Origin of the sequence: Oricola nitratireducens (assembly GCF_014904745.1) — a bacterium.
Taxonomy (GTDB): Bacteria; Pseudomonadota; Alphaproteobacteria; order Rhizobiales; family Rhizobiaceae; genus Oricola; species Oricola nitratireducens.
Genome location: NZ_JACZCS010000008.1, coordinates 191,810 through 216,722, shown reverse-complemented (window position 1 = coordinate 216,722; position 24,913 = coordinate 191,810). Strand labels below are relative to the sequence as shown.

Here is a 24,913-nt window from a genome sequence, read left to right as displayed (position 1 = left end):
GAAAGCCACGCCCGCCGTGATGCTGAAGTCAATTTTGGCAAGCGATCCTGAACCGGAAATGCGTTCATCTTCCAATAGTTGAAAAACGCGCCTAAGAAATACCGAAAAGATGATCGGATCCTGTCATCATGGATATTTCCCCCTCTGACCTGATTATCCTGCGAATGCTGCAGGAAAACGCGCGTGAACGGCTCGAAACGATCGCGACGGAAACCGGATTGTCGGTCGCCACGGTGCAGCGGCGCATCCGCAACCTGAAAGCCGACGGTGCGATCATGTCGGAGAACGCGCTCATCTCGCCGAAGGCTGTCGGCTATGCGATGACGTTCCTTGTCTTCGTCGAACTGGAGCATGAACGCATCGACCAGATCGACGCGTTCCGAAGGAAGGCGAAGGCCGAGGCGCAGGTGCAGCAGTGCTATTACATCACCGGAGAGGCCGACTTCGCGCTGATTGCGCTTGCCAGGGACATGGAGGATTACGAGCAGCTGACGCACCGCCTGTTTTTCCAGGATTCCAACGTCAAGCGCTTCCGCACATCGGTGGTCATGGACCGCACCAAGGTCGGCATGAATGTCCCGTTGGGTTGACCGACCTGAACTTTACATCGTGATGACTGGCAGCGTTTCCGGGGCCGCGCTGGTCAGGAGCACAGGCCCGTCGTGCGTCAGTACCAGATTTTCCTCGTGGACCATCATTCTGCCGCCGGCAAGGTTCACTGACGGCTCGAGCGTCAGCACCATGCCGGGTTGCAGAACCGTTTCGTCCGTCGCCGTGATGGACGGCCATTCGGTCAGTTGCATGCCGAAACCGTGTCCCATCCGCCCGACGCCGCTGCTGCCGGCGAAATCCTTTTCGAGGACATGCTGCATCGCGCGATAGATGTCGGCACAGGTCGCACCGGGCCGGACGGCGTCGAGGCCGGAATCGGTGGCTTCGAGCAGCGCGGCATAGGCCTTCTCGGCGTCCTTCGGCACATGGCCGAAAGCGAAATTGCGGTCGAAATCGCAGAAATATCCGTCGAAGACGGCGCCCGTATCGAGCATCAAAATGTCGCCCGCGACGGCACGGCGCGACGACGGCGGCGAGATGATATCCCTATAGCCGCCGGGACCTGCCCCACCCACCAGATAGTCGACGTCATCGATCCCTTCCTGGAGGCAGGCAATCTTGAAGCGCCGGAATATCTCGACCTCGCTCATTCCTGCGGCCAATTGGCCGGGAAAGGCGCCGAAGACATCGGAAACGATCGCGCAGACATGGGCGATCTTCTCCACCTCCACCGGCGACTTGATCATGCGCAGGCTCCTGACGATGCCCGTGGCATCGACGAATTCGGCGTCCGGAAGAAGAGCGCGCAGCCGGCGAAAATCACCGAGCGGCATCCGCAGATGCGTCTCCGGCCCTTCGAGCATGCCGATACGGATCTTGTGCCCGATCACTTCACGAATGGTGCCCGCAAGCAGGGATACGCCCTCGTCATCGGGTTGCGGAGAATCCCAGCTGCGCACGTCGTCTAGCCAAGTGGCCACGAGGCAATCGCGGCCGATCGACGGCACGACGGCAACCGGCTTGCCGGTGGACGGGAGCAGCAGAAACCATGGCCGCGTCGGGCTGAGCCAGAACCGCGTCAGGAATCCGGTGAAGTAGCGGATCTCAGGCTCGGTTGTCAGGAGAAGCCCGTCCAGCCCGACGTCGGACATCAGCACTTGCGCCTTGGCGACGCGGGCTTCGAATTCCGAAACGTCGAACCCGCGCCGGGGACCGTTTTCGCCGGAAGGCATTGTGTGAAGATCATTTCCGATGGGTGTATGCATTCAAACTGCCAATTGCGTTTCCACCAAACGCGCCCAGAATTCTGCACCTTTCGCGAGGATGCAATCATTGAAGTCGTAGGCGGGGTTGTGCAGCGCCCGTCCGTGCGCTCCGTCCGTTCCGTTGCCGAGGAAGAAATAGGCGCCGGGCCTGTGCTGCACGAAATCGTCGCAAGCCGGCAGCGGCGCGCTGTTCGCGTCGATGCTTTTCGCCCCGAATATCGCTGCTGCTGACTGCGCCATGACATGCCCGCTCCCCATAGGCAGGCCCTAACCTGCCGCTCCGCCAGACCCGCCGGCCGGGCGCATGCGCCCCGTGCCAAACACGCCGGAAATACCGACAATAGGCACTGGCAGTCTGCTGTTTTCGTGTGATCTGGACAAATCATGGAATTCGAAAATTCTGCCTGATTTTCTCAGATCAGATGAAATTTTGATATATCATGGTCGATTAACCGGCATATCGTGCCACCATGAAAATCGAGACCCTACGATCGGCGCAGCCGCGCGGACATCGCCGGTTCAGGGCCGAACCGGATCGCCCGATGGCGATGTTGCGGCAGTGCCCGGTCTATCAGCCGACGCCGCTGCAGTCGTTGCCCGCGCTCGCCGGTGAGCTCGGCATCGGCGCTCTCGCGGTCAAGGACGAGACCCGGCGGATGCGCCTCGGCAGCTTCAAGGCGTTGGGCGGCGTGTTTGCGGTGGCCCAGATGATCGAGGACGCGTCGGGAACGGCGGACCTGGCGAGCGAGCGCGCACGCCGGACCGCGGCGGGCATGACCTTCATCACCGCCAGCGCGGGCAATCACGGCCTTTCGGTCGCCGCTGGCGCGCGCATATTCGGCGCATGCGCAATCATCGTCCTGTGCAGCGCGGTCCCGGAAGGCTTCGCCGAGCGCATTCGCAGGACAGGAGCCGCGGTCGTGCGCATCGACGGCGCCTACGAGGACAGCGTTCGGCATGCGATCGACGCGGCCGCCGAGAACGGCTGGCTACTTCTCGCCGACGGCTCATGGGAAGGCTACACGGAACGCCCGGCGCTGGTCATGGAAGGCTATACCGTTCTCGCCGAGGAATGCCGCGCGGACTTCGAGAAAAGCGGAAACTGGCCGACCCATGTCTTTCTGCAGGCGGGAGTCGGCGGGCTCGCTGCGGCGATCTCCGCGCATATCCGCGATCATTGGGCCTCCCAGCCGCGTATCATCGTGGTGGAGCCGAACGCCGCGCCCTGCCTCCTGAAAAGCGTCGAGGCCGGAAAACCGACGCGCGCGGACGGTCCTGAATCGAACATGGGCCGCCTCGACTGCAAGGACGCGTCCCTGATCGCATTCGAGGCGCTCCGCCAGGATGCCGACACTTTCGTGACCGTTTCGGACGCGGAAGCCGGGGCGGCGGCGCGCAGATTTCGACGCCATGGCATCTCGACGACGCCCAGCGGCGCCGCACCGCTTGCCGCGCTTGAACGCATGCAACCCGGACCGGACACGCACTGCCTGCTGATCGCGAGCGAGGGCCCGGAAACAGTTTAGCGCCGGAACCGGCAGGCCCTGGAACAATTCTGGCAGTCTGAATCCGCCCTGCCGCGCTGAATGCGGCAAAACCCAACGGCCCGGAAGTCAGTTCACCGCACGGATCCGGCTTTCGGCCTCGCGTACGAGCGGATCGAATTTCTCGTTGTCGTTCGCAAGCATGTCGAACAGCTGCGCGCGCATGCGCGGCTCCCAGAAATTGTTGATGTGCTCGGCGACGCCGGTCACCGCCTCGTCATGCGGCTTGGAGTGGAAGAACGTCGCGATCTGGTTGGCCATTCGGGCGAGCTTTTCAGGCGACATCGGCAATTTCCCCATTTGTGATCCGTCGCGGATGCGTGAAGATTTCGTGGTCTTCGCCGCGCACCACGGCGACGAGCGTGATATTGGCCTGCTCCGCGGTGCGCACGGCGAGCGCCGTTGGCGCGGAAATGGCAAGCGTGATCGGTGCGCCGATGGCCGCAATCTTCTGGATCATTTCGACCGACACCCGGCTCGTCAGCAAGGTCGCGCCATTTGCCGTGTCAGCCCCTGCCCGCGCCAGCGCGCCGGCAAGCTTGTCGAGCGCATTGTGACGGCCGACATCCTCGCGCGCCATGACGAGCCCCTCGTCCGGCATCCAGAAACCGGCGGCATGCACCGCACCGGTTTCGGCGTTCATCGGCTGCACCTTGGTCAGCGAGGCGATTGCCGCGCCGATGACGCCTTCCTTGATGGCGAAGTCGCTGGTCACCGGCGCGTGCGATTTCAGCGCCTGTTCGATGCTCTCGACGCCGCACAGCCCGCAGCCGACCGGTCCGGCCATCGCACGGCGGCGCTTCGACAAGCGTTCGGAGACGCCCTCCGGCACGCGGATTTGCAGATCGATCCCGTCATCGACCGCGACGGCATCGATTTGCTCGATCTCGTCCGCCGACGCCACGATGCCCTCGTTGAGCGAGAAACCGAGCGCGAAATCCTCGAGATCCGACGGCGTCGCCATCATCACCGCAAGGGTCGCTCCGTTGTAGCTCAACGCCACCGGTGTTTCCTCGGCAAGCATGCGCGTGCCGGTTCCGGCACGTCCCGCGCGCCTGAACCGTCTCTCGAAGGGCCGCAGCGATTCCGGCGACATCGGACTACTCGGCGGGTTCCGCTTGGAGGATGCGGCGCGCTTGGCGCGCCTGTTCCTCGTATTCGACCTGCCACTCCGTCGGCCCGTTCGACGGCGTCACCTGTACGGCGGTCACCTTGTATTCCGGACAATTGGTTGCCCAGTCGGAATAGTCGGTGGTGATCACGTTCGCCTGCGTGCCCGGATGGTGGAAGGTCGTGTAGACGACGCCCGGCGCGACGCGGTCGGTGATCAGCGCTCTGAGCGAGGTCTCGCCCGCACGGCTCGCCAGCCGGACATAGTCGCCGTCGCGGATGCCGCGCTGCTCGGCGTCATGCGGGTGGATCTCGAGGCGGTCCTCGTCATGCCACGCGACATTGGCGGTCCGTCGCGTCTGTGCGCCGACATTGTACTGGCTGAGGATGCGCCCCGTTGTCAGCAGCAGCGGGAAGCGCGGTCCGGTCCGCTCGTCCGTCGCGACATATTCGGTGACGATGAACTTGCCCTTGCCCCGCACGAAGCCGTCGACATGCATGATCGGCGAACCCTCGGGATGCGCCTCGTTGCAAGGCCACTGCACCGAACCCTTTTCCTCCAGCAGATCGTAGGTCACGCCGGCGAAGCTCGGCGTCGTCGCCGCGATCTCGTCCATCACTTGGCTCGGATGGGTGTAATTCCAGTTCGCGCCCATTGCGTTGGCGAGAAGCTGCGTCACCTCCCAGTCGGCATAGCCGTTCTTCGGGCTCATCACCTTGCGCACGCGGTTGATGCGGCGCTCGGCATTGGTGAAGGTCCCGTCCTTTTCGAGGAAGGTCGAGCCCGGCAGGAACACATGCGCGTAATTCGCAGTCTCGTTCAGGAAGAGATCGTGCACGATGACGCATTCCATCGCCGCGAGCCCGGCCGACACATGATGCGTGTCCGGGTCGGACTGGAGGATGTCCTCGCCCTGGATGTAGATGCCCTTGAACGTGCCGTCGACGGCCGCGTCCAGCATGTTCGGGATGCGCAGGCCGGGCTCGGAATCGATCTCGACGCCCCACAGGCTCTCGAAGATCGCGCGCACCTCCGGCAGCTTGACGTGCCGGTAGCCCGGCAGTTCATGCGGGAAGGAGCCCATGTCGCAGGAGCCCTGCACATTGTTCTGGCCGCGCAGCGGGTTCACGCCGACGCCATTGCGTCCGATATTGCCCGTCATCATCGCGAGGTTGGCCAGCGCCATCACCGCGGTCGAGCCCTGGCTGTGCTCGGTGATCCCCAGGCCGTAATAGACCGCGCCATTGCCGCCGGTCGCAAACAGCCGCGCCGCGGCGCGCAGTTCTTTCGCCGGCACGCCGGTGATCGCCTCGGTCTCCTCCGGCGAATGGCGCGGATCTGCGACGAATTCGGCGTAGTCCTGGAACTCGTCCCAGTCGCAGCGCTCTCGGATGAAGGCCTCGTCCATCAGTCCTTCGGTGACGATCACATGTGCCAGCGAGGTCAAAACGGCGACATTGGTGCCGGGCTTCAGCGGCAGGTGATGCGCGGCGGCGATATGCGGCGAGCGCACCAGGTCGATGCGGCGCGGGTCGATGACGATCAGCTTGGCGCCTTCGCGAAGCCGTTTCTTCAGCCGCGATCCGAACACAGGATGCCCGTCGGTCGGGTTGGCGCCGATCACGATCACCACATCGGTATGTTCGACAGAATCGAAATCCTGCGTGCCGGCCGAAGTGCCGAAGGCCTGGCCGAGACCGTAACCGGTCGGCGAGTGACAGACTCGCGCGCAGGTGTCGGTGTTGTTGTTGCGGAAAACCGCCCGCGCCAGCTTCTGCACCAGGAAGGTTTCCTCATTGGTACAGCGCGACGAGGTGATCACGCCGATGGAGTCCTTGCCGTATGTCTCCTGCAGCCCGCGCATCCTGGTCGCCGTGAAGCTCATCGCTTCTTCCCACGACACCTCGCGCCACGGCTGGTCGATGGTCTCGCGGATCATCGGATTGAGAATGCGGTCCTTGTGATTGGCATAGCCATAGGCGAAACGGCCCTTGACGCAACTATGGCCGCGGTTCGCCTTGCCGTCCTTGTACGGCATCATCCGCACCAGTTCCTCGCCGCGCATTTCCGCCTTGAAAGAGCAGCCGACGCCGCAATAGGCGCAGGTCGTCACCACGGAATGTTCCGGCTGGCCGATCTCGATGATCGATTTTTCCGTCAGCGTCGCCGTCGGGCAGGCCTGCACGCAGGCGCCGCAGGAAACGCATTCCGAAGCGAGGAAATCCTCATGCATGCCGGGCGAAACGCGGCTGTCGAATCCCCTGCCCTCGATCGTCAGCGCGAAGGTGCCCTGCACTTCCTCGCAGGCGCGCACGCAGCGCGAGCAGACTATGCATTTGGACGGATCGTAGGTGAAATAGGGATTGGACTCGTCCTTCGGCATCCAGCGCATGTTCGGCTGGTCGCTCTGGCGCGCCGTGACATGATTGTCGCCCTCGTAGCCATAGCGTACGTCGCGCAGGCCGACCGCACCGGCCATGTCCTGCAACTCGCAGTCGCCATTGGCGGCACAGGTCAGGCAGTCGAGCGGATGGTCGGAAATATAGAGTTCCATCACACCGCGGCGGATGTCCTTCAGCTTGCCCGTCTGGGTGTGGACGACCATGCCGTCGGCGACCGGCGTCGTGCAGGACGACGGCGTGCCGTTGCGGCCCTCGATCTCGACCAGGCAAAGCCGGCACGAGCCGAATGCGTCGACCATGTCGGTGGCGCACAGTTTCGGCACCTTGATGCCGGCCTCCGCCGAGGCGCGCATCACCGACGTGCCTTCGGGCACGGTCACCTCGAAGCCGTCGATGGTCAGCGTGACGGTCTTTTCCGACCGGGAAGCAGGGGTTCCGAAATCCGTCTCTTGAATCAGGCGCATGATTTCACTCCGCAGCTTGCAGGAAGGGGTTTTTCCGGAAGTCGTCCGGGAAATGGGTCAGCGCGCTCATCACCGGGTAGGGTGTGAAGCCTCCGAGCGCGCACAGCGAACCGAATTTCATCGTATTGCAGAGGTCGGCAATGACCTCGAGGTTCTTCTCCGGCTCGATGCCCCTGGCGATCTTGTCGGCCGTCTCCGCGCCGCGCACCGCGCCGATCCGGCACGGCGTGCACTTGCCGCAACTCTCGATGGCGCAGAATTCGAAGGCGAAGCGCGCCTGTTTCAGCATGTCCGCCGTCTCGTCGAAAACAACGACGCCGGCATGGCCGATCAGCCCGTCCCTGGCCGCGAAGGCCTCGTAGTCGAACGGCGTGTCGAACAATTCGCGCGGGAAATAAGCCCCAAGCGGACCGCCGACCTGCACCGCCTTGACGGGACGGCCCGTCGCCGTGCCGCCGGCGATCTCGTCGACAATCTCCCCGAGGGTCAGGCCGAAGGCGGTCTCGTAGAGCCCGCCATGTTTGACGTTGCCGGCGATCTGGATCGGGATCGTGCCGCGCGACCGGCCCATGCCGAAATCGCGGTAATTCTCCGCGCCCTTGTCGAGGATGACCGGGACGGAAGCAAGCGAGATGACGTTGTTGATCACCGTCGGCTTGCCGAGGAAGCCCTTGTGGGCGGGCAATGGCGGCTTGGCGCGCACCACGCCGCGCTTGCCTTCCAGGCTGTTGAGAAGCGAGGTTTCCTCGCCGCAGACATAGGCGCCCGCTCCGACGCGCACTTCGATATCGAACGCCTTGCCGGAGCCCAGCACCGATGCGCCGAGCACGCCGTTGTCGCGGGCGACGCCGATCGCTGAGTTCATGATGCGGATCGCGTCCGGATATTCCGAACGCAGATAGATGTAGCCCTTGGTCGCCGCCGTCGCGAGGCCGGCGATCGCCATGCCCTCGATCAGCACGAAGGGATCGCCCTCCATGATCATCCGGTCGGCGAAGGTGCCGCTGTCGCCCTCGTCGGCATTGCAGACGATGTATTTCTGCGGCCCGGCCGCATCGAGCACGGTCTTCCACTTGATGCCGGTCGGGAAACCCGCCCCGCCGCGACCGCGCAGGCCGGAATCCGTGACCGTCTGGACGATATCCGGCGGCGTCATCGCGACGGCCTTGCGCAGGCCTTTCAGCCCGTCATGCGCCTCGTAATCCGCAAGCGACAGCGGATCGACGATACCGCAGCGCGCAAAGGTCAGCCGCGTCTGGTTCTTGAGGAACGGAATCTCTTCCGGATTGCCGAGCGAAAGCGCATGTTCGCCGCCGGACAGGAAATCCGCATCGAACAGCGACGCGACATCGCCTGCGGTGACCGGGCCATAGGCGACACGGCCGCTGCCGGTTGCGACCTCGACCATCGGCTCCAGCCAGTACAGGCCGCGCGAGCCGTTGCGCACGATGGTGATCTCGGCGCCGTTGTCGGCCGCCTCGTCGGCGATGGCCCTTGCGACATCGTCGGCGCCGAGCGCCAGCGCGCCGGAATCACCGGGAACGTAAACCGTGACCGTCATGCCCTCACCTCCTCGGCAATCGCGTCGATGCGCGCCTCGTCAAGACGGCCGACAACCTTGCCGTCGACCATCGCCGCCGGCGCGCAGGCGCAAAGGCCGAGACAATAGACCGCTTCCAGCGTCACCGAGCCGTCCGGCGCGGTCTCGCCGAAACCGATCTTGAAGCGTCCCTCCGCATGCTCCGCAATTGCGTCGCCGCCCATCGACTGGCAGGCTTCCGCCCGGCAGATCTTGACGACATGCCGGCCCGCCGGTTGCTCGCGGAAATCGTGATAGAAGCTGGCGACGCCGTGCACTTCCGCGCGGCTGATGTTCAGCCGGTCGGCGACGATCCGCAATGCGTCGGCGGGAAGATATCCGAATTCCTCCTGCAAACCGTGCAGAATCGGAAGCAACGGCCCTTCCAGGCCGGCATGATCGTCGAGAACGCCTTGCGTGCGCTCCCGGATGTCGTTTTCGGTCGGCGGGGGCGTCATGGCTCTTCCTCCACTATTGCCGTTGTTGTCTAGAGGCTCGCCGGGGCCAGTCAATAACGGTGTTCCGTTGGCTGATAGCGAAAGCCTATCGAGCGTACGGGGCTCCGGGCGTGCTTCGAAACGACGCCCGAGCGGCGCAAAACAGGCATCGGCGATCGCTGTCTGCAATCGTCATCGCGATCCAGCCCGTGCAACCCGCTCCGGGGCGCGAAGCCCCGGAGCGATTGTCGCTACTCGGCAGCCGCCGGACTGACGGCCTTTTCCATATGGTGCTTTTCGTGCACCGGACGGACCAGCGAGTTCGCGACAAGAGCGATCGCCAGCAGCGCCGCCATCGCATACATCGTCGTGTTGTACAGGCTCGACGTCGGATCGACCGTGCCGGCCGGCGCGATCTCCATCAGTCGGGCGATGGTGACGGTCTTCGCCGCAACCAGCTGGTCGAGCTGATCCATGCCTGCGCCGAACTTTGCCTGGAACGCCGCCGGATCGACCTTGGCCGCCAGGTCGCGGATCGAGTTGCCGACCGAGACTCCGCGCAGGCGGGTGATGGCGAGCGGTCCGAGGACGCCGGCCGTGCTCCACGCCGTCAGCAGGCGGCCATGGATGCCGCCGACATATTTCGTCCCGAAAATATCAGCGAGATATGCCGGAATCGTGGCGAAGCCTCCGCCATACATGGTGAAGATGATCATCGTCGCCGCGTAGAACATCACCAGCCAGGTGACGACCGGATTGACGCTGACCTGCTGCGCCGCATACGGGATAGACAAATAAAGGACGATCCCGAGCACGAAGAAGATGTGATAGGTGTTCTTGCGCCCGATGAAGTCCGAGGTCGACGCCCAGAAGAAACGACCGACCATGTTGAAGACCGAGATCATGAACACATAGGTCGCCGCGAAGCTGGAGTTGACGATCAGCGGCAGCGTGGTGCCGAAGATTTCCGTCATCATCGTCTTGGCGACGCCGATCACGCCGATGCCGGCGGTGACGTTGAAGCACAGCACGATCCACAGCAGATAGAACTGCGGCGTCCGGAGCGCCTGGTCGATATGCACGTCGTTTTGCGTGATCATCTTGCGCGATGCGGCTTCCGCCGTCGGCGGTGTCCAGCCGGCCGGCACCCAGCCCTCGCGCGGAACGCGGTAGGAGAACGAGGCGATCATCATCACGATGAAATAGCCGATGCCGAGCGTGAAGAAGGTCATCGCCGCGCCGGTATTGCCGGTGCCGGCAACATAGACGCCTTCCTGCAGCGGGACCGGAGCGCTCGCGAGCTGCTTGGCGGACGCGACGACGACTTCGACCATGTGGCCATTGACCTCGGCCATGCGCTTGCCGCCCTCGGTGACGAGATTGACCGCGCCTTCCGCGCCCAGGTATTGCGGCGCCTTGTAGAAGATGCCGAGCAAGGTCTCCTTGATCGGCGTGGCAATCATCGCACCGCCGCCGAAGCCCATGATCGCCATGCCGGTCGCCATGCCGCGCCGGTCTGGGAACCATCGTATCAGGGTCGAGACGGGCGAGACATAGCCAAGCCCGAGGCCACAGCCGCCGATCACGCCGTAGCCGAGATAGACAAGCCAGAGCTGATGGGTGACGATGCCAGCGCCGCCGATGATGAAGCCGCCGCCCCAGCACAAAGCTGCGACCACGCCGACCATGCGCGGGCCGACTTCTTCCAGCCACTTGCCGCCGAATGCCGCGGCAAGGCCGAGAAACACGATGGCAACCGAGAAGATCCAGACGACCGACTGAAGGCTCCAGTCGCCCGACGAGGCGGCCACCACGCCGAACTCCTTGGTCAGCCGCGGATTGAAGATGCTCCACGCATAGACGGAGCCGATACACAGATGGATGGCGATGGATGCCGGCGGCACCTTCCACCGGTTGAAATCGTCATGCGCGACGATGTGTTCCTTTTTCAGGCTATCAAACATTCGCTTCCCTCCCAGGCAACGCCGCGGCGTTGCGATTGCAATATGCGAGTGACGCCCGATGGCGTGCCCCCGGCCGGTCGCACCTCCACGCGTGCCGGCACGCATGCGCTGCAATGGCCGTGCCAGACCGCGAGACTGCGGGCGATGGCCGGAAATCCGGGATTTCTGGAAGGGGAGGAAAGATGGATGGACGGATGGACTGCGACATTCTGTCCACTGAAGGACAGAATGTCGCAACCGGAAGCTGTCTAGGCTTCCTCGGCCTGCGGCAGCCAGATGGTGAAGGTCGTGCCCTTGTTCTCTGCGGTTTCCACCGAGATTTTGCCATTGTTTCGCTGCACGAGCATCTGCGTGATCGACAGGCCGAGGCCGGTTCCCTCGCTGCGCTTCGTCGTGAAGAACGGATCGAAAATGCGCTCCACGATGTCGGGCGGAATCCCGGATCCCGTATCGGAAATCCGGATGGCGACACCGGGCTTGCCGTCGTCGTCCCGGTCCTGCGAAGCAATCGTCAGCGTACCGCCCTCCGGCATGGCGTGAATTGCGTTGACGATCAGGTTGATCAGGATCTGCTGCAATTCGGTGCGGTCGGCGAGGACGAAACGCGTTGCCCGGTCGTCCCGCACCACCTCGATCTCGTTCTTCCTGAGCAAATGGGCGACCAGCGGAAGACAGTCCGAGACGACGGCTTGGGCCATGTCGCGATCGATGAAGCCGGCATATTCCTCCGGCTTGGCGAATTGCAGCAACTTGGTGACGATCTGGTTCATGCGGTTGGCCTGCTCGTCGATCAGCCGGAATTCCGTGGCGGCATCCTTTGCCTTTTCACCGACGATGGAGCGGAGGACTTCGAGATTGCCCTGGATGACCGCGATCGGATTGTTGATCTCGTGCGCGATGCCCGCGGTGATTTCGCCGATTGCGGCGAGCTTTTCCGACATGACCAGCTGTTTCGTCGTCGCCTCCAGTTGCCGGTTGGCGTCCCGCAATTCGCGCGTGCGCTGGTCGACGCGGGCATTCAGCTCCTCGTTCCATTCGCGCAACTGCCGGTCGCGCTCCTGGATTCGGTCGAGAAGATCGTCGAGATGGAATGCGACGCGTGAAATCTCGTCCTTGCCGTCGCGGATATGCGAGCGGGCGCTCAGATCGCCGTCCTCGACAAGGGCGATGGTCTTGTTCATCCGTTCCAGCGGCATGAAGATGCCGCGCGCCCAGCGCAGGAAGATCGGAACGCTCGCCATCGCCGCCAGAATGAAGGTGCCGAGCACCGTGCCAAGCGTAATCTGCTTGGTGCGTTTGAAGGGCGTCTCGAGGAACCCGACATAGAGCATGCCGACACGCTGTCCGCCGCTATCGATGATCGGTTCGTAGGCCGAGATGTACCAGTCATTGACGACGAAAGCGCGCGCCAGCCAGACCTTGCCCTCCTCCAGCACCGTCTTGCGCACGATCGCCGAGACGCGCGTGCCGAGCGCGCGGCGGCCTTCGAACAGGCGGACATTGGTGCTCACGCGCACATCGTCGAGAAACAGTGTCGCGGTGCCCTGGCTTCCTTCCGGCAGACTCGCCTCGCGGTAAACGAGGTCGTTGATCGTATCGATGAATTCCAGGTTGCGATTGAGCAATATGCCGCCGACCAGGACCCCGGGACGGCCGCCGAGATCGACCGGTGTCGCCGAATGGACAACCATGCCGCGCGTCTCGCGGTCGCGCTCGGTCGGCACTGCGTTGCGGGTCGGGATCAGATCGAACGAGGCTTGCCTGGCAAGCTCCGGCGAGATCGCGCTCAGTTCGTCGCCATCGAATATGTCGATCGCCGTCTGCGGCATGCCGGCGAGCGCCTCGGCGACAACCGGGCGCGTGGTGTCGATATGCGGATGCGCGCCTGACGGCGCCACGGAAAGGATCGTGCCGGACGCATCGGCCAGCACGAGGAAATCGAGCCCGAGCCGGCTCCGGTTTTCCTCCAGCAACGCCGAAAGCGGCCGCCCCTGACCGCTCTCCAGCGTGTCGCGAAACTTCGCCGAACTGCCAAGCGCGCCGATATGCTCGCCGGTGTTTTCGAGGATTCGGCTGAAATATTGGTGCGCGATCGTCAGGTCGCCGTTGACCTTGGAGATCAGCACGGAATCGAACTTGGCGTTCCAGCGCAACATCGTCACGCCGAGCAGAAGCGGCAGGATAACCAGTGTCGGCAGAAGCGCGATCGCAAGCAGGCGGTATCGCACCGATGCCGTTTTTCCGGCGGCGTGCTCTGCCATGACCGGTCAGTCGCCCCAGGCCGCGATCTTGCGGTCGATGGTTTTGCGCGAGATGCCGAGCCTGCGGGCCGCCTCCGAGCGATTGCCGCCCGCCTCTTCAAGCACGGACAGGATATGACGGCGCTCGACATCCTCCAGCGTCGAGGCGTCGGACGGCTTGCCGCTGCGGCCACCGGCGAGTTCCGCCGGAAACTGGCCAAGGATCAGCGAGCGTTCCATCAGATTGCGCAATTCGCGCACATTGCCCGGCCAGTCATAGGCACGGAAGGCTTCGGCGACACGGTCATCGAGTTCGAGGCGGGCCATGCCCAGTTGCGCCGAGAGTTTCTCCAGGAACAGTTCGGCCAGTTCGATGACATCGTCGCCGCGGTCACGCAGCGGCGGCATCGCGATATGCAGCACGTTGATGCGGTAGAAGAGATCGGAGCGGAAACGCCCCTCCTCCACCGCCTTTTCGAGATCGGCATTCGTGGCGCAGATAAAACGCAGGTCGACCGGTACTTCGCGTTCCGAACCGACCGGGCGGACGCGTCGGTCCTCGATGGCGCGCAGCAATTTGCTCTGGGTCGGCAGCGGCAGTTCGGCGATCTCGTCGAGGAACAGCGTGCCGCCCTGGGCATGCATGAACAAGCCTTCGCGGCTGGAATCCGCGCCGGTGAACGCGCCGCGCACATGGCCGAACAGTTCCGCCTCGATCATGTCGGTCGGAATGGCCGCGCAATTGACCGGCACGAACGGCTTGTCGGCCCGGTCGGACAGCGCATGAACGGAGCGCGCCGTCACCTCCTTGCCGGTACCGGATTCGCCGGTGATCAGGACCGAGGTCGGCAGCGGCGCGACCCGGGTGATCATCTCGCGGATCGTGGCGATTTCGGGGGAATGGCCAATCAGCTTGTCGCGCAGCAGCAGATGGTCGGAAGCCGCGTGCAGCTCATGGCGCAGCACGTAGTTCTCGCGCTGCAGGCGGCGCCGGTCGAGACAGCGCGACACGGCGTTCAGGATCTGGTTGGACCGGAACGGCTTCAGCACGAAATCCATCGCGCCGGCGCGCAGCGCCTGAATCGCCGTGTCGAGATCGGCGAAGGCCGTCATCAGGATCGCATCGGAATAGAAACCGACGCCACGTTGTTCGGCCAGCCAGTCGACGCCGTTCTTTCCCGGCATGATGTTGTCGAGGATCACGATGTCATAGACATGCGCATCCAGCATACCAGACGCCTGGCGCACATCCTTCGCCTCGTCGACACGGCCGCATCGCGGCGTGAGCGTGCGCATCAGGAAATTGCGCATGCCCGGTTCGTCGTCGACGATGAGGATCGATGCCTTTGCCATCAACGGCCCGAATTCGGGCTCCGTAACGACAGCGTCGTCGACCCGTGAAGCGTGCGCCATCCTTCCTCCTCCCTCTATCCTCGCAGCGGACTTTATCCATTGGCGGGCGCAAAGCAAAAGTAACAGGGTTACACCGCCCCGGATTTGTGCCGGATCGCGCCCGATCCCGGAAATTACAGGTCGTGGAAAAGTTGGCCGCTTGCCGCGAGGCGTTCAAGCAACGGCGACGCCTTCCAGACGACCGAATCTTCCCTTGCGAATTCCTCGATTTGCCGCAGGACGTTTTCCGGCCCGACTGCGTCGGCATAGGACAACAGTCCGCCCCGCGAAGACGGAAAGCCAAGGTCACGGATCGAGACCATGTCGATATCCCAGGCGCTCTCCACGATACCTTCTTCGAGGAGGTCGGCCGCCTCGTTGATCATCGCGAAGACAAGCCTGGTCCGGATTTCCTCGGGCGAGTATTCGCAGCGGGTGACCTTGGCGAAATACGCCTCCTCGCGCACCAGATCCTCGAGAAGCGGATCGATCACCGCGCCGCCGCCCCCGGGATACCGGTACCAGCCGACGCCCGCCTTGCGGCCGAGCCGGCCTTCCTCGACCATCCGGTCGGAGATCGGAATATATCGGCGGTCGGGATCGCGCGTCGCGGCTTGCCGTTTGCGGTTGGCATAATCGACGTCGAGGCCGGACAGGTCCTGGGCTTCATACGGCCCCATTGCAAAACCGAACTCCACCATTGCCTCGTCGATGTCCCAGGGCGTCGACCCGTCCATCAGGACGGTGTCGGCGGCTTCCCGGTAACGGGCAAGAATGCGGTCGCCAGCGCCCGGCAGGACCGGGGCGTTTACTGGTTTTCCGTCGATCGTCTCCCCCATGCGAAATGCCTCCTCGACTTATGATTTATATTGCAGCTCATGCCGCATCTGGCGGCAATCTGAAAAGACCGATCCAGCGCATCCGCGATGGCGGGTCTGCGGCTGCGGCACCTGTCGTGATTTAGAGGATCCCGAGTTTCTCGATCGCCTCGACGAGATCGTGACGGCTCTCCTCGAGCGTCTTTCCGCTCGTGTTCACGATGCACTCCGCCTTTGCGTAGAGGACTTCCCGGCTGGTCAGGATGGACTTCAATTCGTCCATCGCTTTCGGATTGCCGGCCATCGGGCGTTCGTCGCCCTGCGCGCGCACCCGGTTCATGTGCTCTTCCGGATTGGCCTTGAGCCAGATCGTATGGAAATTCCGCAGCAGGAAGCCGTAGGTTTCGGGCTCTGAAACGATCCCGCCCGCGACCGCCAGGACGACCGAATCCGAAGTCGCGACGATCCGCTCGAGCGCCTGTCGCTCCAGCCGCCGGTAGCCTTCCAGCCCGTAGAGCGCCATGACCTCGTCGACCGGCATCCCGCTTTGTTCCTCGATATCCCGGTTCAATTCGACGAAGGGGATCGACAGTTCCTTGCCGAGCAGCCGGCCGAGTGTCGACTTCCCGGCGCCGCGCAGACCGATCAGGCAAATGCGCTGGCGGCGCAATTGCGCCGGCCGGCCCGGATCGAGAATCTGCATCACGCGCTGGCGCTGTTCGGTGGTGGCGGAGCGATAGAGTTCGGCGACCTGCGCGGTCTCGGAGCCCCAAGGATCCTCCTCGCCGACCAGCCATTCGACTCGATGGTCGAGCGCATTGGCAACCTTGAACAGGAGTGCGATAGAGATGTTGCCGCCGCCGTTTTCGAGCTGCGCCAGGTAACGCTGCGAAACGCCCGACAATTCGGATAGCACCCGCCGGGCGATGCCCTTGCGCTGGCGCGCCTTGCGGACCCTTTCGCCGACGGCCGCGACGAATGCCTCGACATCTCCGGAATCCGGCGTCAACGGGCCATCCGGAAGCACTTCTCCGCGAAAATTGGTGATTTCGTTCGTCACGGCGCCCATTGCGATTCCTCCGGCACAACCTAGTCCGCGTGGCCGTGATGTGCAATATAATTCCGGAAGCGTCGCTCGTTCCCCCCAAGCGATTTCGGCGTGGTCAGTCGGTGACGAGCGCCTCCAGTTTCAGCCTGATATCCGCGGGAACCGGGATCTTGCTGTGAGCTTCGGCCTCCACGAACACTTCCACGAACTCTCCCTCGAAGCACAGCACGCCGTCCTGCAGCCCGCGGACCGCAAACCGCACGGAACTCTCGCCGAGCCGGATCAGCCGCACTTCGCAGATCAGCGGATGGCGCGGCGTGACGGGGCTGCGGAAATCGACCGACAAATGCACGAAGGGCGTGCCGACATTGCGGTCGACATTGATCCGGAACCAGTCATATCCGATGTGAACGTCCCACCAGGTGTCGATCGCTTCCAGGGCGAAATAGGGAATGCGGCCCGTATAGGCGATCCTCGCCGGATCGCAGTCCGCCCACCGCACCTGGATGACATGTGTGAACACGTTCGACTGCGCGGGATTTTTCGGAATCTCATTCATCAATAGGTCTCGACATGGTAGCGGCCCTCGTCCCGCATCGCGTTTCGCACGGCCGCCCACTCGATGCCAATCCCGTCCGATATGTCGGACAGTGCCTTCTCCACACCTTCTTCCATCGAACGAAGCCCGCAAATGTAGATATGGGCGTTCGGATCCTTGAGAATCTCCGCGACCGCGCCGGCTTCCTCGCGCAGCTTGTCCTGCACATAGTGTTTCGGTTCGCCCTCGATGCGGCTGAAGACGAGATGCTTCCTGAGGATCGTTTCGGGAACCTTCTTCAGCGGCCCGAAATAGGGCAGCGATTCCGGCGTGCGCGCGCCGAACACCAGCGTCATGCCGCCGGACGAACCGGCGTTGCTGCGCTGCCGCCGCATCGTGAAGGCGCGGAACGGCGCCGATCCGGTGCCGGTGCAGATCATCAGGAGGTTCGCCTGCGCATCGTTCGGCATCAGGAATGTCGCGCCGAACGGCCCGGTCACCTTCACCTTGTCGCCGACCTTGAGATCGCAGACATAATTCGAGCAGATCCCGTTCGGCTCGCGCTTCACCGTCAGCGACAGGTTGTTGTAGTTCGGCCGCTCGCCGTCGCGCGGGCTGGAAATCGAATAGAGCCGCGGCAGATACGGCTTGCCGTCGGCGTCGGCGCCCGGCGCGATGATGCCGATGCTCTGGCCTTCGAGGACGGGGAAAGGCTGCCCTCCGAAATCCAGGATGATATGCCGGACGTCGGTGTCGGCGTTCTCCGCTGTCAACCGGTAATTGCCCTGCACCGTCGCCTCGGCCGGTTTGCCGAGCGTATAGAGGTTGATCGACGGCTTGGAGGCCGATGCCGGCGCCTTCGCCTTGCCGCCGGCCCCCGAATGCGCTTCGGCGAGCAGCGCAGCCATCGCATCGTCGAGCGCCTCGATGGAGGTGTCGGCCTCGGATGCCGCGCTTTCGAATTCCTGCTGTACGGGCAATTCCTCCCAGCCGAACTGGTCTTCGAGCGAATAGGGAGTTTCGACCACCCGCCACTCGTCGATGGAGCCCGTCGGGCAGACCGGGATGCAAGCCATGCAGAATTCGCATTTTTCGAAATCGACCACGACATTGCTGTCGTCATGCGTGATCGCCTCGATCGGGCAGGTCATTTCGCAGGTGTAGCAGCGGATGCAGATTTCCGGGTCGATCAGGTGTTGTTTTACCGGCTTGTTCATCATTCCTCCCGGCCGCGCCCTGTCGGCGACTGACTGGCCCGGGAGGACATGCGGACACGTCCTCCCGGTATTGTTGGCCTCAGGCCATGTAGAGCTTCACATATTCGAAGTCGCCCGGCTTGTTGTCGATGCCGACCTTCGGCGGAGCGATCCAGCCGGCGAATTTGCCGGGCTCGTAGCAGGGCACCATCAGCGACTGGATGAAGTCGCCGTCCGCATGCGTCGGCAGCCAGCTGTTGACGTTGTCGTCATATTCCTGGCCGTGGATCAGCTTGCCTTCCGGATCGAACAGCTTGTCCGCGAACACGCCGATCTTGCGGTTGAAGGATTCATGCGGCAGCTTCAGTTCGAAGTCGACGCCGGCCTTCTCGATGATCTTGTTCCAGCGCACGACACCGCCCGACGCATCGCGCGTATAGTCGTCGCGAAGCCGCATGTTGATGGCGGTGAGCGCCGGCACGTCGACGATCTTAATCTCGCCGTCGACGAACTGGCAGACCGGATAGGTGGCGTCGGTAAGCCTGTGGTCGTCCTCCAATCGGTGCTCCATGTAACGGCCCTTGATGCCGGAATTGAAGGCGTTCGCCGCATTGGTCGAGACCTCCTGGCCGAACAGGTCCAGCGACAGCGTGTAATGCAGGTTAAGCTTCTTCTGGATCGTCGGCAGGTCGATTACGCCGAGCGCGCGGATCTTGTCGGTCTCGTAGGGGTCTTCGATACCGGCTTCCTTCATCGCCTCGCAGGTGCGCTGGATGACGCGGCCGACGCCGGTCTCGCCGACGAACATGTGGTGCGCTTCCTCGGTCAGCATGAAGCGGCAGGTCCGGCTCAGCGGATCGAAGCCCGACTGCGCCAGCGCCTCGAGCTGCATCTTGCCGTCGCGGTCGGTGAAATAGGTGAACATGAAGAAGGACAGCCAGTCCGGCGTTTCCTCGTTGAAGGCGCCCAGCATGCGCGGCGCTTCCTCCGAACCGGACGAACGGCGCAGCAGGTCGTCGGCCTCTTCGCGGCCGTCGGCGCCGAAATACTTGTGCAGCAGATAGACCATCGCCCAGAGGTGCCGGCCTTCCTCGACATTGACCTGGAACAGGTTTCGCAGGTCGTAGAGAGACGGCGCCGTCTTGCCGAGGAAGCGCTGCTGCTCGACCGATGCCGGTTCCGTGTCGCCCTGGATGACGATCAGGCGGCGCATCAAGGCGCGGTACTCGCCCGGCACTTCCTGCCATGCCGGTTCGCCGGCATGTTCGCCGCAGGGAATCTTGCGATCCTCGACCTGCGGCGCCAGCAGGATGCCCCAGCGGTATTCCGGCATCTTGACGTAGTCGAACTTCGCCCAGCCCTTCGGGTCGACACTGACGGCGGTGCGCAGATAGACGAGGCTTTTCTGGAAATTGTCCGGGATCAGGTCGTTCCACCAGTTGATATAGCCCGGATGCCATTTCTCCAGCGCCTTGAGAACGCGCTTGTCGTTGGACAAGCCGACATTGTTCGGGATCAGCGTGTCGTAGCTGACATTGATAAGATCGAGCATTTGGGATGTCTCCTCTCTGGAATGGGTGAATGCCGGTCGGTCAGACCCGGCGCATGTCGTATTCGCCGCGCTTGCCCGTGCCGTAGCGTTGCAGGGCGCCGGATTCACCGACGGCATTCGGGCGCTGGAAGATCCAGTTCTGCCACGCCGTCAGGCGTCCGAAGATGCGCGTTTCCATGGTTTCCGGGCCGGGGAACCGCAGATTGGCCTCCATGCCGGTCATCGCATCGGGAGAGAAGCTTGCGCGCTCCTCCAGGAAGATGCGGACCTCGTCCTCCCAGTCGACATCGTCGAAGGCAAATGTCACCAGCCCGAGATCGCTGGCGTCGAAGGCTTCCAGCGCCTCGCCGATGCGTTCATGCGCCTGGTCGACCTTCTCCGGCTCGCCGAGGAACCTGGTCTGCAGACGGGTGAGATCGTTCGACATCGGGAACGGGCCGAAATTGGCGTCCGTCAGCATGATCGTGGCGACCGGACGGTTGTCGCCCTCGAAGTCGCCTTCCATCATGTATGAGCGGTCGCAGGCAAACAGGATTTCGGCGAGGAAGCCGGCAAAGCACGAGCCGTTCTCGATCAGCGCCACCAGCGAGCGCGAGGTCAGGTCGATCCGTTTCAGGACACGCTTCCAGTAGAGCAGGATTTCCCGCGACAGCCAGTCGCTGTCCTTGTTGTCGAGAAGCAGCTTCTCATGGGCGGCGACCAGTTCCGGATCGCCATGCGACTTGAAGACGATGACGCCGAGTTCAAGCTCGTTGAGGCGCAGATGCAGGATCGCGTCGTCCAGTTCGCGCGCCAGCCGCAGGATCCAGGCATCGGCGCCCTGCGCGTGCAGATCCTCGACCGAGGCCGGTGCGTTGCCCTCCGGTCCGGCGATGGATATCGTCGCAATGCCCTTTTCGCGCTCGACCTGCACCTCGACCAGCGAATAGGTGACCGACCCGTCCTCGCCGATGTCGCGCTGCAGCGGGGTGAGCGCGATGCCCTTGGCACCGGCATTGCGGGATTCCTTCGCCGCGAACTCGTCCGCGCGCGCCTTGACCTTCTCGTCGAATTTCGAGTTCGGAACGATTTCGTCGACCAGCCGCCAATCCACCGCGCGGCGTCCCTTGACGCCTTCCTCGATGGAGCAGAACACGTCGGCGAGATCGCGCCGCACCTTGCGCTTGTCGGTGACGCGCGTCAGGCCGCCGGTACCCGGCAGGACCGCCAGCAGCGGCACTTCCGGCAGCGCCACCGTCGTCGTGCCGTCGTCGGTCAGGATGATATGGTCGCAGGCAAGGGCCAGCTCGTAGCCGCCGCCCGCGCACGCACCCTTCACCGCTGCGATATAGTGCTGTCCCGACTCCGCGCCTGCCGCCTCGAAAGTATTGCGGGTCTCGTTGGTGAACTTGCAGAAATTCACCTTGTGGGCATGCGCCGCGCCACCCAGCATGCGGATATTCGCGCCGGCGCAGAACACGTTCGGCTTGCCGGACCGCAAGATCACGGCCCCGACTTCCGGATGCTCGAAACGCATGCGCTGGACGACGTCGGCCAGCTCGATATCGACGCCGAGATCGTAGGAGTTGAGCTTCAGCTCATATCCCTCGAACAGACCGCCTTTCTCGTCCACATCCATGTAGAGATGCGCGACCGGACCGTCATAGTCGACGCGCCAGTGACGATAGCGCGAAGGGTCGGTCTGGAAATCGATGCGTTTGGTCACGTCACTCACTCCCGGTCGTGATGTTTCTGTTTGATGCATTATAGTGCGCACCCCTTAAAAAGCAAATGCGAAAGCCACCATTTATCGATTTATATTATCACGTATTTTCAGTAGTCTAGAGAGATTTCCGCTAAATTCGGTAACGTGAATTATATTTCATCTCGCATTGAAAGCCGGATATCCGTGCGTCCCTGCGCCAATGCGTCCACAGCCGAAACGGCATCGGCATAATCGATACCCATCAGCCTTCCCGACCCGGACGGAAAGGCGCCGGCGAACGCGCCGCGGCACAGTTCCGCCAGCCGCAGGCTTGCGCCCGGACGACCCATCGCCTGCTTCAGCAAGCCGTTCGCCAGATGGATCACGGCCTGGACCAGATGCCGTTCCCGGCTGTTCGGCGCGGCATTGAGCCAGACCGGCTCGAGCACCTCGTGCGCCTCCCAGTAGAAACCGGCATTCACAAGCCGGAGCCCATAGCGCCAGGCGACATTTTCCGCACCGGTCTCGTCAGCCGTCGCGGCGGGCACGGATGCCTTGACCGCCGCGAAGAACGCCTCGTCGGGCCGCGCATTGACGCCCGGCATGTGCCGGTAGGGCGGCAACGGCATCTCGGCGGCCCGCGTCAACCCCTACCCCGCCGCGCCTGCGCCGGCCCCCGGCTCGTGACGCTTTCCGGTTTCATGCCACCTCGACCTCGGCCGCTTCGATGCGCGCCAGCCGGGCGCAGAATTCGGCAACGGCCGAGAGCGTCTTTCCCGGCTGCTCGATATGCGGCGAATGCCGACAATCGGAAAGGATCTCGACATCCACCGGCGAATAGATCCGGTTCTCGATCTCGCGGATTTGCGCCAGCGTGCCGTATTGGTCGTCGGCGCCCTGAATCGCCAGGACCGGGACGCGCAGATAGTCGATCGACTCGCCGATATTCCAAGCCTTGAAGCCGGGATCGAGCCACGCGTCGTTCCAGCCGCGAAATGCGTTGTCGACGTCCTTGTGATATTTGGCCAGCTTGCCGCGAAGATCGCCATTGTCATAGGCATCCTTCGCCTCGGCAATGGACTTCAGCCCACCTTCCTCGGTGAAGAAATGCGGCGCCATCAGCACCAGGCCGCGCACCCGGAAATCCTCGACGCTGCCGGCATAGATGGCTGCGATCGACGCACCGTCGCTGTGTCCGAGCAGGATGCCGTATTCGAAGCCGATAGCATCGAGCACACCCGGCAGAACATCGAGCGCCTCGCGCGTCATGTAGTCGAGCGGCCGCGGCAGGTCGACGGGGTCGGACTGACCGTAGCCGCCGCGCGACCATGCGAACACGCCGAAGCCGGTCGCTTCCGCGAGCTTCTTCGGGAAATCGCGCCACAGCGCGACACAGCCAAGTCCCTCATGCAGCATCACGATGGTCGGCGCCTCGCCGGGCGGCGGGCCGTAGCTCACCGCCTCGAGGCGTTTCCCGTTCACCGTGATTTCGCTTGCCGCGCCGTCGCGCCATTCGAAGTCAGCCATCGCGATTATCCCTCAGTTTGAAGCGCTGGATCTTGCCGGTCGCGGTCTTCGGCAAGTCCGGAACGATCTCCACCCAGCGCGGATACTTCCACTTGCCGATGCGCTCCTTGACGATCTCCTTCAGCTCCTCGGCGAGATGTCCGCCGTCCGCGCCCTGCTTCAGGACCACGAACGCCTTCGGCTTTTCCAGCCCTTCCTCGTCGCGCGCGGCAACGACCGCCGCCTCGAGCACGGAGGGATGAGCCACCAGCGCCTGCTCGATCTCGAACGGCGCGACCCAGATGCCGCTGACCTTGAACATGTCGTCCGTGCGTCCGCAGTAGACCAGCCGGCCGCTTTCGGTCTTTTCGTATTTGTCGCCGGTGCGCGTCCATTCGCCCTCGAAGGTCGAGCGGCTCTTGGCGCGCTGGTTCCAGTAGTCGGAGGCCGACGACGCGCCCTTGACCAGCAATTCGCCGACACCGCCGGTATCCACGTCCTGGTCATGCTCGTCGACCAGCCGGATCTCGTAACCCGGAACCGCGACGCCCGAGGTGCCGTAGACCACGTCGCCGGGGCGGTTCGACAGGAAGATGTGCAGCATCTCCGTCGAGCCGACGCCATCGAGAATGTCGCACCCCGTCAGTTCGTGCCAGCGCATGCCGATCTTCTCCGGCAACGCCTCGCCAGCGGAAATGCAGCGGCGCAGCGGCGCGGTAATTTGGGCATTCCCGTGATCCACATGTGCGACCAGTGCCGCATAGAGTGTCGGCACGCCGCAGAAGACGGTTGGCTCGAAGCGATCGAGAATGTCGCAAACCGAGTCTGGCGTCGGCCGCCCGGCGAGAAGCACGGTGGTCGCCCCGACCGACATCGGAAACGTCATGCCGTTGCCGAGACCATAGGCGAAGAACAGCTTCGCGGCCGAGAAAACCTTGTCGTCATGCTCTATGCCGAGCACCTGCTCGCCATAGGTGTCGGCGGTAAATTTCAGATTGCCGTGAACATGGCGCACACCCTTCGGCTGGCCGGTCGAGCCCGACGAATAAAGCCAGAAGGCGCATTCGTCGGCGTTGACGTCGAGCGGATCGCGGACCTTGCTGGCGGCGATTTCGTCGTGGAAGGAGAGATAATTGCCCGGCGCCGCATCGCCGACGACGAAAACCTTCTCGAGACACGGGCATTCGGGCAGGATCGGCTCGACAACCGGCAGCAATTCGGCCGAAACGAACAGCGCGCGTGCCCGGCTGTCCTTCAGGATCGTCGCGTAGACATCGCCGGCAAGCAGCGTGTTGAGCGCTACGGGAACGACACCGGCCTTCAGGCTGCCCCAGAAGACGATCGGAAACTCGATGCAATCGAGCAGAAGCAGCGCGGCGCGCTCCTCGCGGCGAATGCCGTGGCGCTCGTAGAGATCGGCGAGACGCCCGGTTTCGCGCGCGAGCTCCGCATAGCTGATTTCCTTGCCGGACCCGCTCTCGATGAAAGCCGGCTTGTGCCGGTAATCGGCCCCGGCATGCCGGTCCACGAAATAGACGGCGGCGTTCTCGTTGATAGTTGTCATTTATCCTCCCTTGCGCGCGGATCTCCTCCCGCACGCAGACTCGACTGATGAAGCCGC

At 63.4% G+C, this 24,913-nt stretch carries 21 protein-coding genes; 2 read left to right on the top strand and 19 right to left on the bottom strand.

Annotated elements, in window-relative coordinates:
• Positions 1-128 precede the first annotated feature (128 nt).
• Positions 129-590 carry an Lrp/AsnC family transcriptional regulator gene (locus IG169_RS05250; protein ID WP_193175112.1) on the top strand — a complete coding sequence of 154 codons (462 nt, stop codon included), beginning with the start codon at positions 129-131 and terminating at the stop codon, positions 588-590.
• A 12-nt stretch (positions 591-602) separates the two neighbouring features.
• On the opposite strand, the gene IG169_RS05245 is transcribed toward IG169_RS05250, so the two are convergent.
• Positions 603-1,784, bottom strand: coding sequence for a M24 family metallopeptidase (locus IG169_RS05245; protein ID WP_193175111.1), 1,182 nt, complete (start codon positions 1,782-1,784; stop codon positions 603-605).
• Between the two features lie 33 nt (positions 1,785-1,817).
• The gene (locus IG169_RS05240) at positions 1,818-2,057 is read right to left on the bottom strand and encodes a hypothetical protein (protein WP_193175110.1); all 240 of its coding nucleotides are present in this window, start codon (positions 2,055-2,057) and stop codon (positions 1,818-1,820) included.
• 302 nt (positions 2,058-2,359) lie between these two features.
• On the opposite strand from IG169_RS05240, the gene IG169_RS05235 reads away from it, so the two are divergent.
• Positions 2,360-3,343 carry a diaminopropionate ammonia-lyase gene (locus IG169_RS05235; protein ID WP_246717130.1) on the top strand — a complete coding sequence of 328 codons (984 nt, stop codon included), beginning with the start codon at positions 2,360-2,362 and terminating at the stop codon, positions 3,341-3,343.
• A gap of 87 nt (positions 3,344-3,430) precedes the next feature.
• Here IG169_RS05235 and IG169_RS05230 read toward each other — a convergent pair whose 3' ends face one another.
• The 17 genes from IG169_RS05230 to IG169_RS05150 all read right to left on the bottom strand — a co-directional run bounded on the left by IG169_RS05230 (position 3,431) and on the right by IG169_RS05150 (position 24,856).
• On the bottom strand, positions 3,431-3,646 hold the full coding sequence (locus IG169_RS05230; RefSeq protein ID WP_193175108.1) for a formate dehydrogenase subunit delta: 216 nt from the start codon (positions 3,644-3,646) through the stop codon (positions 3,431-3,433).
• Positions 3,636-4,457: a formate dehydrogenase accessory sulfurtransferase FdhD gene (gene fdhD, locus IG169_RS05225; RefSeq protein ID WP_193175107.1), complete on the bottom strand. Its 822-nt coding sequence runs from the start codon at positions 4,455-4,457 to the stop codon at positions 3,636-3,638. The genes IG169_RS05230 and fdhD overlap by 11 nt, the downstream gene beginning before the upstream one ends.
• Before the next feature lie 4 nt (positions 4,458-4,461).
• Entirely contained in the window at positions 4,462-7,338 is a 2,877-nt protein-coding gene (fdhF, locus tag IG169_RS05220; protein WP_193175106.1) for a formate dehydrogenase subunit alpha, read from the bottom strand.
• A 4-nt stretch (positions 7,339-7,342) separates the two neighbouring features.
• Positions 7,343-8,899: a formate dehydrogenase beta subunit gene (locus IG169_RS05215; RefSeq protein ID WP_193175105.1), complete on the bottom strand. Its 1,557-nt coding sequence runs from the start codon at positions 8,897-8,899 to the stop codon at positions 7,343-7,345.
• Positions 8,896-9,375 carry a formate dehydrogenase subunit gamma gene (locus IG169_RS05210; RefSeq protein ID WP_193175104.1) on the bottom strand — a complete coding sequence of 160 codons (480 nt, stop codon included), beginning with the start codon at positions 9,373-9,375 and terminating at the stop codon, positions 8,896-8,898. Before IG169_RS05210 ends, IG169_RS05215 begins: the two co-directional genes overlap by 4 nt.
• Positions 9,376-9,605: 230 nt before the next feature.
• Entirely contained in the window at positions 9,606-11,318 is a 1,713-nt protein-coding gene (locus IG169_RS05205; protein ID WP_193175103.1) for an OFA family MFS transporter, read from the bottom strand.
• Positions 11,319-11,566: 248 nt separating this feature from the next.
• Positions 11,567-13,579, bottom strand: a complete 2,013-nt coding sequence (locus tag IG169_RS05200) for a sensor histidine kinase (RefSeq protein ID WP_193175102.1) — start codon at positions 13,577-13,579, stop codon at positions 11,567-11,569.
• Between the two features lie 6 nt (positions 13,580-13,585).
• On the bottom strand, positions 13,586-14,971 hold the full coding sequence (locus tag IG169_RS05195) for a sigma-54-dependent transcriptional regulator (RefSeq protein WP_193175101.1): 1,386 nt from the start codon (positions 14,969-14,971) through the stop codon (positions 13,586-13,588).
• Positions 14,972-15,084: 113 nt separating this feature from the next.
• Positions 15,085-15,789 carry a 3-hydroxyacyl-CoA dehydrogenase family protein gene (locus IG169_RS05190; protein WP_193175100.1) on the bottom strand — a complete coding sequence of 235 codons (705 nt, stop codon included), beginning with the start codon at positions 15,787-15,789 and terminating at the stop codon, positions 15,085-15,087.
• A gap of 121 nt (positions 15,790-15,910) precedes the next feature.
• Entirely contained in the window at positions 15,911-16,837 is a 927-nt protein-coding gene (locus IG169_RS05185; protein WP_193175099.1) for a helix-turn-helix transcriptional regulator, read from the bottom strand.
• 94 nt (positions 16,838-16,931) lie between these two features.
• Positions 16,932-17,375: an acyl-CoA thioesterase gene (locus tag IG169_RS05180; protein ID WP_193175098.1), complete on the bottom strand. Its 444-nt coding sequence runs from the start codon at positions 17,373-17,375 to the stop codon at positions 16,932-16,934.
• On the bottom strand, positions 17,375-18,571 hold the full coding sequence (boxA, locus tag IG169_RS05175; protein ID WP_193175097.1) for a benzoyl-CoA 2,3-epoxidase subunit BoxA: 1,197 nt from the start codon (positions 18,569-18,571) through the stop codon (positions 17,375-17,377). The genes IG169_RS05180 and boxA overlap by 1 nt, the downstream gene beginning before the upstream one ends.
• Positions 18,572-18,650: 79 nt before the next feature.
• Positions 18,651-20,102 carry a benzoyl-CoA 2,3-epoxidase subunit BoxB gene (boxB, locus tag IG169_RS05170; protein WP_193175096.1) on the bottom strand — a complete coding sequence of 484 codons (1,452 nt, stop codon included), beginning with the start codon at positions 20,100-20,102 and terminating at the stop codon, positions 18,651-18,653.
• 40 nt (positions 20,103-20,142) lie between these two features.
• Entirely contained in the window at positions 20,143-21,846 is a 1,704-nt protein-coding gene (gene boxC, locus IG169_RS05165) for a 2,3-epoxybenzoyl-CoA dihydrolase (protein ID WP_193175095.1), read from the bottom strand.
• A 110-nt stretch (positions 21,847-21,956) separates the two neighbouring features.
• Positions 21,957-22,433, bottom strand: coding sequence for a DUF309 domain-containing protein (locus tag IG169_RS05160; protein ID WP_193175094.1), 477 nt, complete (start codon positions 22,431-22,433; stop codon positions 21,957-21,959).
• A 52-nt stretch (positions 22,434-22,485) separates the two neighbouring features.
• On the bottom strand, positions 22,486-23,313 hold the full coding sequence (locus tag IG169_RS05155; RefSeq protein ID WP_193175093.1) for an alpha/beta fold hydrolase: 828 nt from the start codon (positions 23,311-23,313) through the stop codon (positions 22,486-22,488).
• Positions 23,306-24,856, bottom strand: coding sequence for a benzoate-CoA ligase family protein (locus tag IG169_RS05150; protein WP_193175092.1), 1,551 nt, complete (start codon positions 24,854-24,856; stop codon positions 23,306-23,308). The genes IG169_RS05155 and IG169_RS05150 overlap by 8 nt, the downstream gene beginning before the upstream one ends.
• Between the last annotated feature and the right edge of the window lie 57 nt (positions 24,857-24,913).

What these genes read in the sequence shown, in the direction of transcription:
- IG169_RS05250 (WP_193175112.1), top strand. Translation starts at nt 129, where the DNA reads ATGGATATTTCCCCCTCTGACCTGATTATCCTGCGAATGCTGCAGGAA.
- IG169_RS05245 (WP_193175111.1), bottom strand. Translation starts at nt 1,784, where the DNA reads ATGCCTTCCGGCGAAAACGGTCCCCGGCGCGGGTTCGACGTTTCGGAA.
- IG169_RS05240 (WP_193175110.1), bottom strand. Translation starts at nt 2,057, where the DNA reads ATGGCGCAGTCAGCAGCAGCGATATTCGGGGCGAAAAGCATCGACGCG.
- IG169_RS05235 (WP_246717130.1), top strand. Translation starts at nt 2,360, where the DNA reads ATGGCGATGTTGCGGCAGTGCCCGGTCTATCAGCCGACGCCGCTGCAG.
- IG169_RS05230 (WP_193175108.1), bottom strand. Translation starts at nt 3,646, where the DNA reads ATGTCGCCTGAAAAGCTCGCCCGAATGGCCAACCAGATCGCGACGTTC.
- fdhD (WP_193175107.1), bottom strand. Translation starts at nt 4,457, where the DNA reads ATGTCGCCGGAATCGCTGCGGCCCTTCGAGAGACGGTTCAGGCGCGCG.
- fdhF (WP_193175106.1), bottom strand. Translation starts at nt 7,338, where the DNA reads ATGCGCCTGATTCAAGAGACGGATTTCGGAACCCCTGCTTCCCGGTCG.
- IG169_RS05215 (WP_193175105.1), bottom strand. Translation starts at nt 8,899, where the DNA reads ATGACGGTCACGGTTTACGTTCCCGGTGATTCCGGCGCGCTGGCGCTC.
- IG169_RS05210 (WP_193175104.1), bottom strand. Translation starts at nt 9,375, where the DNA reads ATGACGCCCCCGCCGACCGAAAACGACATCCGGGAGCGCACGCAAGGC.
- IG169_RS05205 (WP_193175103.1), bottom strand. Translation starts at nt 11,318, where the DNA reads ATGTTTGATAGCCTGAAAAAGGAACACATCGTCGCGCATGACGATTTC.
- IG169_RS05200 (WP_193175102.1), bottom strand. Translation starts at nt 13,579, where the DNA reads ATGGCAGAGCACGCCGCCGGAAAAACGGCATCGGTGCGATACCGCCTG.
- IG169_RS05195 (WP_193175101.1), bottom strand. Translation starts at nt 14,971, where the DNA reads ATGGCGCACGCTTCACGGGTCGACGACGCTGTCGTTACGGAGCCCGAA.
- IG169_RS05190 (WP_193175100.1), bottom strand. Translation starts at nt 15,789, where the DNA reads ATGGGGGAGACGATCGACGGAAAACCAGTAAACGCCCCGGTCCTGCCG.
- IG169_RS05185 (WP_193175099.1), bottom strand. Translation starts at nt 16,837, where the DNA reads ATGGGCGCCGTGACGAACGAAATCACCAATTTTCGCGGAGAAGTGCTT.
- IG169_RS05180 (WP_193175098.1), bottom strand. Translation starts at nt 17,375, where the DNA reads ATGAATGAGATTCCGAAAAATCCCGCGCAGTCGAACGTGTTCACACAT.
- boxA (WP_193175097.1), bottom strand. Translation starts at nt 18,571, where the DNA reads ATGAACAAGCCGGTAAAACAACACCTGATCGACCCGGAAATCTGCATC.
- boxB (WP_193175096.1), bottom strand. Translation starts at nt 20,102, where the DNA reads ATGCTCGATCTTATCAATGTCAGCTACGACACGCTGATCCCGAACAAT.
- boxC (WP_193175095.1), bottom strand. Translation starts at nt 21,846, where the DNA reads ATGCATCAAACAGAAACATCACGACCGGGAGTGAGTGACGTGACCAAA.
- IG169_RS05155 (WP_193175093.1), bottom strand. Translation starts at nt 23,313, where the DNA reads ATGGCTGACTTCGAATGGCGCGACGGCGCGGCAAGCGAAATCACGGTG.
- IG169_RS05150 (WP_193175092.1), bottom strand. Translation starts at nt 24,856, where the DNA reads ATGACAACTATCAACGAGAACGCCGCCGTCTATTTCGTGGACCGGCAT.